The sequence below is a fragment of the Mediterraneibacter massiliensis genome (assembly GCF_001487105.1).
GTDB lineage: Bacteria > Bacillota > Clostridia > Lachnospirales > Lachnospiraceae > Mediterraneibacter > Mediterraneibacter massiliensis.
Genome location: NZ_LN913000.1, coordinates 187,007 through 200,640 on the forward strand (window position 1 = coordinate 187,007; position 13,634 = coordinate 200,640).

Genomic DNA, 13,634 nt, shown 5'->3' on the forward strand with positions numbered 1-13,634 from the left:
CGGGCGAAGCCCGCCCGCCTGTAAGGCATGAATTGCGGGATGCCCGAATGGGTGTATTTTGTTGATACTATGATAAATGCGTACTATGCATGGCTTTAAAGCTCTTGATAGAATTTTACGGCCTTTGGATATTCTTCCGGTGTATAAGCATTGAATAATCCGGAAGTTCCCAGTACGAGGATGTCAGCGCCGGCCTCGACCAGTTTCGGAGCAGTTGTTTCTTTGACCTGTCCGTCTACCATGATCTCTACGTCTTTTCCTGCGTCTTTGAACATGGCGCGTATCTTGCGTATCTTATCGATCGTAGCAGGGATCAGTGTCTGTCCTGCAAATCCCGGATCTACTGTCATGACACAGATCAGATCGATGAAATCTAGCATATAGGTAAGCTGAGAAATATCTGTAGCCGGATTAATGGCAAGACCTGCTTTTTTTCCGAGAGAACGTATCTGTTTGAGGGCGCGGATAGGATGCGTGAGTGTTTCAATGTGCATCGTGATATATTCGGCTCCGCATTCTGCGAAGTAATCAATATATTCTGTTGGATTGGTGACCATTAGATGTACATCCAGCGGTGTGGATGATATTGCTTTGATATCTTTCATAAGATATCCGTTTAAACAGAAATTGGGAACGAAGTGACCGTCCATGATATCAATATGATAGAGGTCGACCCCGGCCTTATCCAGACTTTCGATTTTTTCTTTCAGTTCCATTGTGTTGATACACATAACGGAAGGTGATACTTTGTTCATTGTTTGTCCTCCTTAAAATGTTTATGATTTAATTTATTCCACATATAAATCCCTGCGCCCAATATTCCGGCGAAGGGATGATTGGACCCTTTTATGAAATCCAGCGAATCCGCCGGATAGGGTTTTCTGGTGTAAGTGTAGATTTTCTGGCACAGCTCCTGGTAGGGGAAATCCTTCATATGGACAACGCCGCCGGAGAGTATGATGTGTACGGGATCTAAAATATTGATTTCTGTAGACAAGGCTATGGCCATGAAATCCAGATATTCATGGAGTGCAGGCGTTTGCTTATAATAGGTAAAGATGTCTGCAAATGGAATAGCAGGCATGTATGTATCATGTAGCCGTTCTAATGCGCGGCCGGCACAGAAAAGTTCGATACAGCCTTTATTTCCACAAGGACAGGATGCGGCCTTTCCATAGACGGGAATGTGTCCGAGTTCTCCTGCCACGCCATTCTTTCCGTCTAAGAAACGTCCGTGTATAAAAATCCCATTTCCTAATCCGGTCCCTACATAGAAGGAGACGATACAGTCGGCATTTTCTAAGTGCTTTTGCCGCATATCATAAGAAAGCAAAAGCAGCACATCATGTTCTGCTACGACAGGTACGTGGAAAACTTCCTTAAGGGGCGCTGCTATATTCAGATCTGTAAAGGAAAGCAGGTTCGGACAGGATATGACCTTTTCCTTTGCGTGGTCTACTGTTCCGGGGAAACCGATACAGATTCCCTTCATATGATAAGAAGGGTAAGAAACAGTAAAATCTGAGATGATCTGTCCTAAGATCTCTATCGGTGAGCCGGTTTCAAACATGCTGCGGCTGCTGTATTTTAAGGGCTCTGCTATGAGAGTACCATCTTGTAAGATTCCGCCGATCCTAAAATTCGTTCCTCCTATATCAATACCGATCACATAGTCTTTTGTTTCAGCCGATATGTTCATAAATTTCCTCCTTCCTTCTTTCATTCGTGCACATTATAACACCTTACGGAAGGATAAACAATAAAAACGGGCAATAAACAGTCAAAAACGGAAATTATAACAAAAAACGTAGAAGGGAAATGTGAAAAATTCACAAAAACAAAAGACATAAGCAAAAAATACTTGAAAAAATGCATAATAAGATTTATTATTAAGCCATAAACAAAAATAAACAGCACAAAACAAAAATAAAACAACAAAAACGTGTGTGATTTTGAGAAGGAGTTGTCATAATGATATGCACCGTAACCGTTAATCCGGCAATTGATAAGGTAATCTACCTTACACGGTTCAACAGAGATAATACGAACCGAATCAAAGAGACCAAGGAAGTTCTCGGAGGGAAGGGGACACATGTATCTGTAAATTTAAGTATTTTAGAGTGTGTGAACAAAGCATTTGGCATCGACTTTGGAGAAACGGGACGCAGGATCGAAAGTCTCTTGGAAAAAGAGGATATTGAAATGAAGTTCCTGCATTATGATGAGGGCGAGTCGAGAATGAATTACGCACTGATCGAAGAAGACAAGACATGCACACTTATCAGTGAAAAGGGAAAAATTGTTTCAAAAGAACAATGCCAAGAATTAATAAGGAAAATATACGATGAAGTATCGGAGGGCGATATTCTCATTTTATCGGGAGATGCGTCCAATACAGAAATTCCTTTGATCTATGCAAATATAATAGAAGCGGTGGCTGACAAGAAAGTAAAAATCTTTTTAGATGCCAGTTCTGAAAATCTGACAGGTTCGTTGAAGTGGAAACCTTTTCTGATTAAGCCGAACGAGGATGAATTGTCTCAGATTTTAGGAAAAGAGATAAAGGGAGAAGCGATGATCCTGGAAGGACTTCAAAAGCTTTCACATACGGGGATTTCGTGTATCGCAGTATCTTGTGGAGGAAACGGTTCTTACATATGGTATCAGGATGAGATATACAGAGTACATCCGCTGAAAGTGAATGTGATGAATACGATCGGATGCGGAGATGCATTCCTAAGCGGGATGGCCTATGGTTTTGAGAAAGGATTGGAGTTTACAGAGATTTTGAAAATCGCAGCTTCTGTATCCTCTGCGACGGCAGAGTCAAACAGCACGGTTGGATTTGACAGAGAAAGAGCCCGTGAGCTTAGAAAAAGGGTGAAGATCGAAAAACTGTAGATGCATGATAAAGCGACGATCAGAGAGAACATTATATGTCGGCGAGACATTTAATGCATAAAAAATTATAAGAAAAGGAGAGAAGTATTATGAAAAACAAAGTAGTACGCAGAACCTTAAGCGTTCTGGCTGTCAGCGCAATGGTGCTTGGCATGGCAGGATGCGGCGGCAACAGTTCATCCGGAGGAGACAATGCTTCTAAAGAAGGCGGCAGTGATGAAGGAAAGACGATCGGTATATCCATGTGTGCGATCGAGTCACAGATGTGGGCAGAGTATCAGGATTCCATGCATAAAGCATGTGATGAGGCTGGTGTGAAGTATGCGGAGTCTATCGCAGAGAACGACGTACAGAAACAAAATCAGCAGATCGAAGACTTTATCTCTCAGGGTGTTGACGCGATCATTATCGCACCGGCAGACGGAGACGCAGTCGTATCAGCTATCCAGAAATGTAATGAAGCCGGAATCCCGGTTATCATGGCGAACCGCGCGGCTGGAGAAGGCGCAGAAGTATTCGCTACGATTTCTTCCGATAATAAAGAGATGGTAAAACGTGAGATCCAGTATGTGGCAGAGAACGCTCCGGAAGGAACGAAATATAAATGCCTCGAACTGGTAGGAAGCCTGACGGATGTCAATGCGATCGCAAGACAGGAAGGTTTTGAAGAAGCTATCGCAGAATATCCGGATATGTTCGAACTGGTTGCTACAGTTCCGACAGAGTGGAAAGGTGACCTGGCTCTGACAGGTGTACAGAATGCATTTGCATCAGATGATGACATCAACTTTATCTTCAGCCCATCAGATGCGCTTCTTCCATCTATTCAGTCCGGTTTACAGCAGCTTGGCAAATATGCAAAAGTGGGAGAAGACGGACATATCACACTTGTTACATTTGACGGCGCTGCAGATGCAGTAAACGCGATCCGTGAAGGATATGTAGATGTTGTTTCTGTACAGGACGCTACAGAACAGGGCAAGCTCTGTGTACAGGCTGCGCTCGATGCGATCGACGGAAAAGAAGCTTCTGATTATACAGATCCAGGATTTGAAGTAAGTACTGAGAATTGTGATACAGATTATGCAGATTTCAAAGGATATTGATCCTCTGCTGTCTAAATAGCAAAAGTGGAAGTGCCTCAAAAGGTTTCCTTTTGAGGCACACTCTATAAAAAGATTAAGGTGGGTTTCAACGTGAGTATAAAGAAGAGTTTAAAATCTATTGATGCGATTTTCTGGTTTGTGGGAATCTTTTTTATCATTTCTCTGATCTTCGTACCCGGCTTTGCACAGTTTTCTGCGATTAAAAGTCTGTTGAGCCAGACTTGTGTCCTGATGGTTTTGGCATGCGGCGTACATCTTACCGTACTAAACGGAGGTGTGGATTTTACCAGCGCGGCACTGCTTGCCCTGACTACGGTTGTGGGCGGTTCTATCATCAGTACAGGCGGCGCTCTGGGCGGAAGCGGTCTGGCAATTTTTCTGGGGATCGTGGTCATGCTCTTGTTAGGAGTAGGCTTTGGTATTATCAACGGTTTTTCGGTCGTTACTTTTAAAATGCCGTCTTTTATCGTAACAATGGCAACGCAGATGCTTGTAAACGGGCTTGCGGTCGTATATACAGGCGGCTCCAGTGTGACGGGAATGCCGGCGGCATTTGGCAATTTTGGAAACGGCAGTTTTTTTGTTGTACCGTATATTTTGATCATAGCAGTGTTGGTAGCAGTATGTATACATATTCTTCTGACGAAGACATTGCTTGGAAGACAGCTGTACGCGGTGGGAACGAATCCCAAGGCGTCTTTGATATCCGGTATTTCTACAAAAAAGACGATCTTTAAGATTTATGTTATCAGCGGATTATGTGCAGGGATCGCAGGCGTGATTGAATTGGCTTATATGCAGAGCGGTTCAGTTAACTATGGAAGTACGATGTTTAATGACATCATGGGCAGCATTATCGTAGGCGGCACAAGCCCGCTTGGAGGAAGAGGTAAAGTTATCAATACGGTAATGGGCGCGTTTCTTATCACAATGATAGGCAGTGTGCTGAATATCCTGAATGTACCGTATTATATGATTACTTTGATTAAAGGTCTGATCATTCTTGTTGCTGCAAGTCTTGATTTGGTTAAGACGAGAAAGAGCCTGGCGCAGTAAAGTGTGTCCGTAATAGGATTAAGACTACAGATTGGAAGTGAATAAGATGAGTGAAAATATTTTGGAATTAAAAGGGATTACAAAATCATTTGCGACCGTCAAGGTGTTGAAGGATATTACCTTTTCTTTAAAGAAAGGCGAGATATTAGGACTCGTAGGAGAAAATGGCGCCGGAAAATCTACGCTTATGAATGTGCTCGGAGGAATCTACCAAAGAGACGGCGGTGACATACTGCTGGATGGTAAGAAATTTGAACCACTCAATCCCAAAGTGTCCAGTGACGCAGGAATCGCGTTTGTTCAGCAGGAACTGAATTTATTTACAAATTTGACGGTTATGGAAAATCTCTTTATCACAGAGATGAAGAAAAGCAAGATTGGAAGTATCAATAAAAAAGAAATGAAGAAAATTGTCCGGGAAAAGATGGAGGAGCTTGGCGGAACAGGAATCTCACCGGACGATATCATAGGAAATCTTTCTATGGGGCAAAGACAGATGGTGGAGATCACCAAGTCGATCATGAAAGATTCCAGGATCATCATATTTGACGAGCCGACGACGTCTCTGTCAAATAAGGAAAAAGAAAAATTGTTTGAAATCATGCACAAAATGCAGGAACAGGGAAAATCTATTATTTTTATTTCTCATATCTTGGAAGATGTGTTTGCATATACGGATGAGATCGCAGTCTTGCGTGACGGAGAAATTATCTCCCAGAGGAAGACGAAAGAGGCAGATCCGAATACGGTCATCAAAGAGATGGTAGGCCGTGAACTTACGAATATTTATCCTGTTTGCGAAAAAGAAATCAAAGATATTGCATTTGAGGCGAAGAATATTTGTCAGAATGGAAGATTTGACAATCTCAATCTCCATATCAGGGAAGGCGAGATCGTGGGTATGTTCGGACTGATGGGAGCCGGGCGTACGGAACTGCTTAGGTGTCTGTTCGGGTTGGATGAGATGGATAGCGGCGAACTGTACTATAAAGGGAAAAAGATCGCGCCGATCAATCCGCAGAACTGTATTAAGAACGGTATGGCGTTTATTACAGAAAACAGGCGTGAAGAAGGACTTTTGATCCCGAAGACGTTGAAAGAAAATATTGTACTTTCCAGCTTGAGAGAACATAAAAAGAATGCATTGTTTATGAGTGCGGCAAAAGAAAAGGAAAGCACGGATAAGATGGTAAACAGTCTGAACGTAAAAACCTTTGACCCAGGAAAACAGACGGCGGGAACACTTTCCGGAGGAAATCAGCAGAAGATCGTATTTGCAAAATGGGTTTTGCGGGAGCCGCAGATCTTTCTTTTGGACGAACCTACCAGAGGTGTGGATGTCGGAGCTAAATATGAGATCTATACGATCATACAGGAATTGGCAAAAAAGAATTCTTGTGTATTGATGGTTTCTTCAGAAATCGAGGAACTGATGGGCGTATGTGACAGAATCCTGGTTATGAGCAACAACAGGATCACAGGTGAGCTTACGAAGGATGAATATGTTCCGGAAGAGATCATGAAATTTGCAGTGGGAGGTGTCAAATAATGGAGAAAGCGAAAAAGCAGCCGTCTACAGTCGGGGCAGGTAAGAGATTTGTCGATCTGTTCTGTACATACGGGTTGTACTTTATTTTCATCGTGCTGATCATATTTTTTGCGGTACAGCGGCCAAATTTCTTCTCCGTGAGCAATTTCCTTTTGATCTTGAAGTCATCTTCAGTTTTGGGCATTGCTGTTGTGGGTATGTTTTTTGTTCTGATCGTAGCGGGGATCGATATATCCGTATCTATGAACATGTACTTTTCCGCAGTAGTCGGGGCAACGGTTTTGAATAGTTTGGGAATGCCGCTGATCGTATCTTTTCTGGCTGCCGGTTTAAGCGGCCTGCTGATAGGATGTATCAATGGCTTCTTTGTGGCAAAAGTAAAGATTGTTCCCTTTATCGTAACATTGGCTACGTATTCGGTGGCAAAAGGGTTGGGGCTGTTCTTTACCAATCAGCAAATGGTATTTTTGGATAGTTCGGTCATGACACTGGCAAACGCAAAATTATTTGGAATATCTGTGTTCGTATTTATTTTCCTAGCAATCGTCTTGATCGCACATTTTGTGTTGACTTCTACACAGTTTGGACGACAGTTGTTTGCCTGTGGGAATAACCTGGTTGGGGCGAACAAAATGGGAATCAATGGTCCAAGAACAGTCTTTCTTGCCTATGCGATCTGCGGAGCCCTTGCAGGTATCGCAGGAATGCTGAGCGCCTGCAACTTAAGTGTGATCAATCCAAACTTTGCCCAAGGAGATGAATTTGTTGTTATCTCATCATCTGTCATCGGCGGAGCCAGCCTCTTCGGAGGAAAAGGAAGGGTACTTCCCGGAGCGATCATCGGTATTGTAATGATCCAGGCGATCATCAACGGACTCACTATGATGGGCGCGTCTGCATATTCCTATACGATTTTCAGAGGAATCATTATTTTTATCGCAGTTATGGTGGATAGCATTAAATTTAGTGGTGAGATAAGATAATTATGCCGCAAATCCTTTTTATGCTGTATAATGTTAAGTATCAATTTTAAGCTATGGGAGAAATGCGGATGAGAAAGAAAAACTATAGTATTGAACGGAAAACAAAGATACTTAAGACCCTGGAAAAGGATGGGAGAGTAGAAGTGGAGACGCTTGCGAAAGAATTAAACGTCAGCAAAGAGACGATACGCAGGGATTTAAGAGAGATGGAACAGGAGGGACTTTTAAAAAGGACCCACGGCGGTGCTGTAAGTATAAACAGTACACAGCAGTCTCCGGAGTATCCATATCTGATGCGTGAGATCCAATGTCTGGAAGAAAAAGAAAGGATTTGTAAAAAGGCGGCATCGTTAGTGAAGGACGGAGATACAATATTTATCGACAATAGTTCTACGAATATCTCTATTTTGAAGAACATCAATCCGGAGTATTCTGTAACTATCATAACAAATTCTATACGGCTTCTTCTTGAAAGTACAAGATATGCCAATGATAATTTTGTTTTTATCTCTTTAGGAGGAATGTTCCGTCATAAGAATTATTCCTGTGTAGGAGATATTGCTAATGAAATGTCAAATAAATTCCGGCCGAGCAAGGCATTTTTGTCTTGCTACGGTGTGGATACAGAAGGCGCGCTGTTTGACAGCAGCATGTATGAGATCGAAGTAAAAAGAAATTTGATCCGTCATGCCGGAGAGGTGTATATTACAGCGGATCATACAAAGATCGGGCGTAAAGGCGGCGTGCAGCTTTCAGAAATATCAAAGGCAGATTATCTGATCTGTGACCGCGCGCTTACAGAGGAAGAACAGAAAAATTTGGATATGCAGAATGTAAAAGTATTGGTGGCAGATATTTGAGAAAAGGACATGTCGGGATTGGAGAGACATGAAATATCTGGGATTTGACTTAGGCGCCAGCAGCGGGAAGATGATGCTGGGGGAATTAGATGGAGCACGCTTAAAGGCAGAAGTGATCCATCGTTTCCCTAACCGCCAGATCCTGGCGGCAGGCGGTTTGTACTGGGATATCCTCAATATATATTCAAATTTAAAAAATGGAATAGAAAAAGCAGTTTATGAGTCAGGCGCGGAGAAGTTGACACTGGGACTGGATTCCTTCTGCAATGATTTTGGTCTTGTCGATCGAGAAGGCAGGCTTGTCAATCAGGTATATTGTTACAGGGATGAGCGTACAAGGCGCAAAGCACAGGAAATCTACGCAAAAGTCTCCCAAAAGGAACTCTATATGGAGACCGGAAGCCAGACAGCGTTGTTTAACACAGTGATACAGATGGCGGCTATGGTGGAAGAAGGAGAAGGGTATCTCCTTGAAAAGTGCAGGCATGCCCTGATGCTGCCAGATCTGCTTGCATATTTTCTGACCGGAAGGATGCAGACAGAATATACGCTGGCCTCCGTGACGCAGATGTTGGACTGGAGGACAAACAGCTGGCATAGCGGGATTATGCGGCGGCTTGGAATTCGGGAAGATATTTTTCCTAAGATCGTGCCGACAGGTACCTCGTCAGGTGTCTTAGAGGGAACTAGGGTACCGGAGTTAGCCGGCGCTTGTGTGCAGGTCGTCTCAGTCTGTGGACATGATACGGCTTCGGCGATCGCTGCTCTTCCGACGACAAAGGAGCATGTTGCCTATATCAGCAGTGGAACCTGGTCTATCGTGGGGACAGAGGTGGAAAAGCCAATCCTGACGGAAGAAGCATTTCGTCTTAATATTGCGTATGAAGGTGGGATCGATTATCGATACCGCATGATCAAAAATGTGATGGGATTGTGGATCTTGCAGGAGTGCCAGAGCGATTATGCAAGGCGGATAAGAGAAGAATGTTCCCATGCCTATACTGCATACGAGGCGGAGAAGGCGCCGGCGAGACGCTATATGATAGAGCCGGATGATGCGAGCTTCTATATGCCAGGGAATATGCTGGAGAAAGTGGCGCAGTATTGTGAGAAGACTGGACAGGGAAGACCAGAGACATTTGGGGAGATTGTGCGTGCCGTGATGGAAAGCCTTGCTATGAAGTATCGGTATATGCTGGAAAAGATGGAAGAGATCCTGGGTTATCGCCTAGAGGAGATTTATATCCTGGGAGGCGGAGGCCAGAATCGGCTGCTCGATCAGCTTACGGCAGATGTCTGCGGCAGAGTAGTCTATGCGGGTCCTTATGAAGCTGGGCTTGTAGGAAATTTAATGGTGCAGATGCGCAGTGTTGGTGAAATACAAAGCTTGAAAGAGGGACGCCAGATGATCCGGGACTCATTCGAGATCGCAGAGTTTGTGCCGCAGAAGCATGAACTGTGGGAAGAAAGCTATAGTCAGTTTAAAAGGCTGCTTGAAATGTGAGAAGGGGATGCTGGTGACAGCCTGAGGGCTCGAGCCATGCATTCCTTTTTCTCATTCAGCAGCAATGCGGCGGATTGACCCGCCGCATTTTGGAAAGGAGTGCGTTAAAATGGAAAAAGAAATCTATGAAAAATTAAATAGAGTAAGAAAATTGATGTGTGAGGAAGATCTAGAAGCAATCCTTCTTACTTCTACGCCGAATTTCTTCTGGATAACAGGCGGAAAAAATGGTTTTGTAGATAAGGCAACACAGGATGCGGCTGTGAAGGTACTGATCACAGCGGATAAAGCATATGTCATCTGTAATTCCAGTGAAAGATATCGGGTGATGGAAGAAGAACTGACAGACGAAAGTTTTACATTGATCGATTTTTTGTGGCATGAGGATGAGGCAGAGGTTTTAAGACCGTATCTGGAAGGAAAACGGGTGGGAAGTGACTCGGGAATCTACGGAACAGAGAAGATCGGAGATAAAATACAGAAATTAAGATATGTGCTGACAGATGAGGAAGAAGCGCGCATGCGGAAAATCGGACCAGAATGTGCACAGATCTTGGAAGACTGTGTGCGGGAGATCCACCCAGGTGAGACAGAATTGGAAGCGGCTGGGCGAGTGACAGGAAGGCTAGTGGCAAAGGGATACCAGGTGCCGGTCTGTCTGGTTGCTTCTGATGAGAGGATGTATAAGTATCGCCATCCGCTTCCCACAGAGAAAAAGATCGAGAAATACGCAATGATCGCAATCTGCGGACAGAAGTATGGTTTGACGATCTCCATCAGCAGGATCATAAGCTTTGGACCTGTCCCTGAGGAAATACAGAAGAAATATGAGGCACTGCTGAAAATCGACGCTGCATACATTGTGCATACGCTGCCCGGTGTCCTATCTAAAGATGTGCTGGAGAAGGGATATGAAGCGTATAAAGAACAAGGATATGAGCAGGATTTCCATTTACATCATCAAGGAGGTGCTCTAGGGTATCTGACGCGGGATTACTGTACGAATGAGAGGACAGAGGAAGTGGTCTATGCACATCAGGGATATTCCTGGAATCCGACGATCGCGGGAGTGAAGCTGGAAGATACGTATATCATCCAGGAAACCGGACAAGAGATTGTATCAGATACAGGAAACTGGGTGTATCGTGAGATTACTGTAGATGGCAGGACTATCCGCCGCCCGGATATATGGATCCAAGAAGTGAAATAGAAAAGAGGGGGAAGGCAATGTCTATAGAAACGGAAAATTACAGGATCGTGAAAGAGCAAGAAGAAAGTTTAAGATTCGGCCATTTTGATAACGAGGATGCATGGAAACTTGGAAATATCATTGTAGAACAGGCTCGTGCCAAGCAGGTTGCTATTGCGGCGGAGATTTGGATAAACGGTTATCAGGTATTTCGTTATGGCTTTCAGGGAACGAATTCGTTCAATGATATTTGGCTTAGAAGAAAGGTAAATACAGTGAATATGCTGCATCGCAGTTCTCTGCGAGTACACTATATGCCTTATGTGGGAGAAGACGATATTTATGCAGACGGGCACTTGGATGCATCCGTATATGGCAATATGGGCGGAGGGTTTCCGATCTTTGTGAAAAATGTAGGTGTTATCGGCGTTGTGGCAGTATCCGGGCTTACACATACGCAGGATCATCAGATGGCGGTGGATGGGGTTGCCGCTATGTTGGGGATCCATGATCTGGAGAAGGTAAAGGAGGAAGAATAAATGGGGAAATCCTATAGAGAAGAATTAGTTGGCGTATTTGGGTATCCAGTGGATGAAAATCCGACGGTTGTAGTGGCGCAGACGGCATTTGAAGACCTGCAGGTACCATATCGATATCTGACCGTGGAAGTAAGGCCGGAGGATCTAAAGGATGCGATCCGGGCTCTGCCTGCATGGAATATGAAAGGGATCCATCTGACGATCCCACATAAAGTAGAGGTATTGAAATATCTGGATCATGTGGCAGAGGACGCGAAGATCATGGGCGCGGTCAATACAGTCTATGTAAAAGATGGGAAACTATATGGAGAAAATACGGATGGAAAAGGCTTTATAAAATCCCTTGTAAATGCAGATATAGCACTGGAAGGGAAAAAAGTCTTTATGCTGGGTGCCGGAGGCGCGGCGAGAGCGATTGCGGTAGAACTTGCCAATGCAGGCGCAAAAGAACTGATCATCCTGAACCGCTCCAGAGCCAGAGGGGAAGAACTGAAGGCATTGCTGGAAGAACATACAAAATTGCAAGTGGAGTATCGGGAGTGGGACCATACGATGCCGATCGACGAGGATACAGATATTTTAGTGAATACGACAAGTATTGGCTTGTATCCGGAGGTGGATGCAAAGCCGGATATTGTATTTGATACGATCCTGCCGCATATGGTCGTCTGTGATGTAATCCCCAATCATCCCCATACACAGCTTCTCAAAGAGGCGGAGAAAAGAAATGCCAAAACTATAGATGGACTGGGAATGCTGATTAATCAGGCGGTGGAAAGTATCCGTATGTGGACAGGAAAAACGGCAGATGCTGAAAAGATGAAAAATGCGCTTGCGAAAGAATACGGGATCGCAGACGTGCATTATTGATGACAGGAAAATGAGGATGTTATGAAAGAAAGAAGATGGATAGGCATCGTACTGATCATAGCAGGCATGTATTTTGGCGCTACCGGACTTTCAGGCGCAGTATTGCCTTTGCGCGCAGGAGAGGCAGTAAGCGGTCTGGTAATCTTTACAGGGATTATAGGGATTCTGGGAATTGCCATGATCATAATCGGTGGTATTTTATTTATGAAGAAATGACAAAGGTACACTATTCTCTATTTTAGATTAGGATATAATCGACAAAAAGACAAAGGGTATCCCTTATGCTATTTTGGGCTTGGGGGTATCCTTTTATATTGTGCTTTTAAGACATAAAGTATATAATATTTAAAACAAGAAAAGGGTCATTTGACCTTTTTTGAAAATAGGAGAAATGGTATGATCAGTGCAGTTGTATTTCAAAATATTCCAGAACGTCTGTATAAAAACGCAGTCCTACTGTATATAAAGAAAGGGGGCATACTCGTTCAAAAGGGAGCAAAAACGGAATATGCATATTATATAGTAAATGGAAAGGCTTATGTGCAGGCAGACTTCCTCAATGGAAATGTATATCAGTTTTCTTATCTGGGAAAGGGAGACTATGTTTCCGATGTGGAAGTACTGGCGGAAACATATATCAATGCAGCTACCTTGATCGCGGCGGAAGATATGCATGTTTTGAAGATTCCGGCCTCGGTTTTCGCAGAAGAACTAAGGATAAATAGAGAATTTTTGTATGATATAGCAATGAATATGGCGAAAAAAATGTACAATACCAGCTGTCAGCAGGGACAAAATCTATTTAAAAAGGGCATTTTTTAAGTCGTGGTGTATCTGCTCCGCTGCTATAAGACAGAGGAACTGGAAGGGGATACAGTAAAAATAAGAAAAACAAGACCTGTGATCGCAAGTGAGATAGGGATCAGTATCAAAACATTGAACCGTTCTGTAAAACAGTTGTGCAGGGAACAGCAGATATCTACAGACAAGGGGAAGATCACGATCAATAAAAGACAGTTTCAGGCATTGTCCGCACTGGCGCAAAGAGAAAATTTGTATTGAACGTAAGTGCGGTGG

At 43.6% G+C, this 13,634-nt stretch carries 15 protein-coding genes; 13 read left to right on the forward strand and 2 right to left on the reverse strand.

Annotated features, from left to right (window positions below):
- Positions 1–95: 95 nt before the first annotated feature.
- On the reverse strand, positions 96–755 hold the full coding sequence (rpe, locus tag BN3282_RS01690) for a ribulose-phosphate 3-epimerase (protein WP_059066420.1): 660 nt from the start codon (positions 753–755) through the stop codon (positions 96–98).
- Positions 752–1,699 carry an allose kinase gene (gene alsK / locus BN3282_RS01695; RefSeq protein WP_059066421.1) on the reverse strand — a complete coding sequence of 316 codons (948 nt, stop codon included), beginning with the start codon at positions 1,697–1,699 and terminating at the stop codon, positions 752–754. Before alsK ends, rpe begins: the two co-directional genes overlap by 4 nt.
- Positions 1,700–1,971: 272 nt before the next feature.
- Between alsK and BN3282_RS01700 the strand changes: the two genes are divergently transcribed.
- The 13 genes from BN3282_RS01700 (at position 1,972) to BN3282_RS01760 (ending at position 13,619) form a co-directional block, all read left to right on the forward strand.
- Positions 1,972–2,901 (forward strand): 1-phosphofructokinase family hexose kinase, encoded by a 930-nt coding sequence (locus tag BN3282_RS01700; RefSeq protein ID WP_059066422.1) that lies wholly within the window; start codon positions 1,972–1,974, stop codon positions 2,899–2,901.
- Positions 2,902–2,990: 89 nt separating this feature from the next.
- Entirely contained in the window at positions 2,991–4,007 is a 1,017-nt protein-coding gene (locus BN3282_RS01705) for a sugar ABC transporter substrate-binding protein (RefSeq protein ID WP_059066423.1), read from the forward strand.
- A gap of 90 nt (positions 4,008–4,097) precedes the next feature.
- Positions 4,098–5,063, forward strand: a complete 966-nt coding sequence (locus BN3282_RS01710) for an ABC transporter permease (protein ID WP_059066424.1) — start codon at positions 4,098–4,100, stop codon at positions 5,061–5,063.
- Positions 5,064–5,109: 46 nt separating this feature from the next.
- Complete coding sequence (locus tag BN3282_RS01715; RefSeq protein ID WP_059066425.1) at positions 5,110–6,612, forward strand: sugar ABC transporter ATP-binding protein; 1,503 nt, start codon at positions 5,110–5,112, stop codon at positions 6,610–6,612.
- The gene (locus tag BN3282_RS01720; protein WP_059066426.1) at positions 6,612–7,595 is read left to right on the forward strand and encodes an ABC transporter permease; all 984 of its coding nucleotides are present in this window, start codon (positions 6,612–6,614) and stop codon (positions 7,593–7,595) included. The genes BN3282_RS01715 and BN3282_RS01720 overlap by 1 nt, the downstream gene beginning before the upstream one ends.
- 68 nt (positions 7,596–7,663) lie before the next feature.
- A complete protein-coding gene (locus BN3282_RS01725; RefSeq protein WP_059066427.1) occupies positions 7,664–8,455 on the forward strand; it encodes a DeoR/GlpR family DNA-binding transcription regulator in 792 nt (263 codons plus the stop codon).
- A gap of 28 nt (positions 8,456–8,483) precedes the next feature.
- Entirely contained in the window at positions 8,484–9,959 is a 1,476-nt protein-coding gene (locus BN3282_RS01730; protein WP_059066428.1) for a rhamnulokinase, read from the forward strand.
- A gap of 109 nt (positions 9,960–10,068) precedes the next feature.
- A complete protein-coding gene (locus tag BN3282_RS01735; protein ID WP_059066429.1) occupies positions 10,069–11,169 on the forward strand; it encodes a M24 family metallopeptidase in 1,101 nt (366 codons plus the stop codon).
- Positions 11,170–11,186: 17 nt separating this feature from the next.
- Positions 11,187–11,687 carry a heme-degrading domain-containing protein gene (locus BN3282_RS01740; RefSeq protein WP_059066430.1) on the forward strand — a complete coding sequence of 167 codons (501 nt, stop codon included), beginning with the start codon at positions 11,187–11,189 and terminating at the stop codon, positions 11,685–11,687.
- Positions 11,688–12,557, forward strand: a complete 870-nt coding sequence (gene aroE, locus BN3282_RS01745; protein WP_059066431.1) for a shikimate dehydrogenase — start codon at positions 11,688–11,690, stop codon at positions 12,555–12,557.
- A 21-nt stretch (positions 12,558–12,578) separates the two neighbouring features.
- Positions 12,579–12,773: a hypothetical protein gene (locus BN3282_RS01750; protein WP_059066432.1), complete on the forward strand. Its 195-nt coding sequence runs from the start codon at positions 12,579–12,581 to the stop codon at positions 12,771–12,773.
- 180 nt (positions 12,774–12,953) lie between these two features.
- Positions 12,954–13,379 (forward strand): Crp/Fnr family transcriptional regulator, encoded by a 426-nt coding sequence (locus BN3282_RS01755; RefSeq protein WP_059066433.1) that lies wholly within the window; start codon positions 12,954–12,956, stop codon positions 13,377–13,379.
- Positions 13,380–13,382: 3 nt separating this feature from the next.
- Positions 13,383–13,619, forward strand: coding sequence for a helix-turn-helix domain-containing protein (locus BN3282_RS01760; RefSeq protein WP_059066434.1), 237 nt, complete (start codon positions 13,383–13,385; stop codon positions 13,617–13,619).
- The last annotated feature ends 15 nt before the right edge of the window (positions 13,620–13,634 follow it).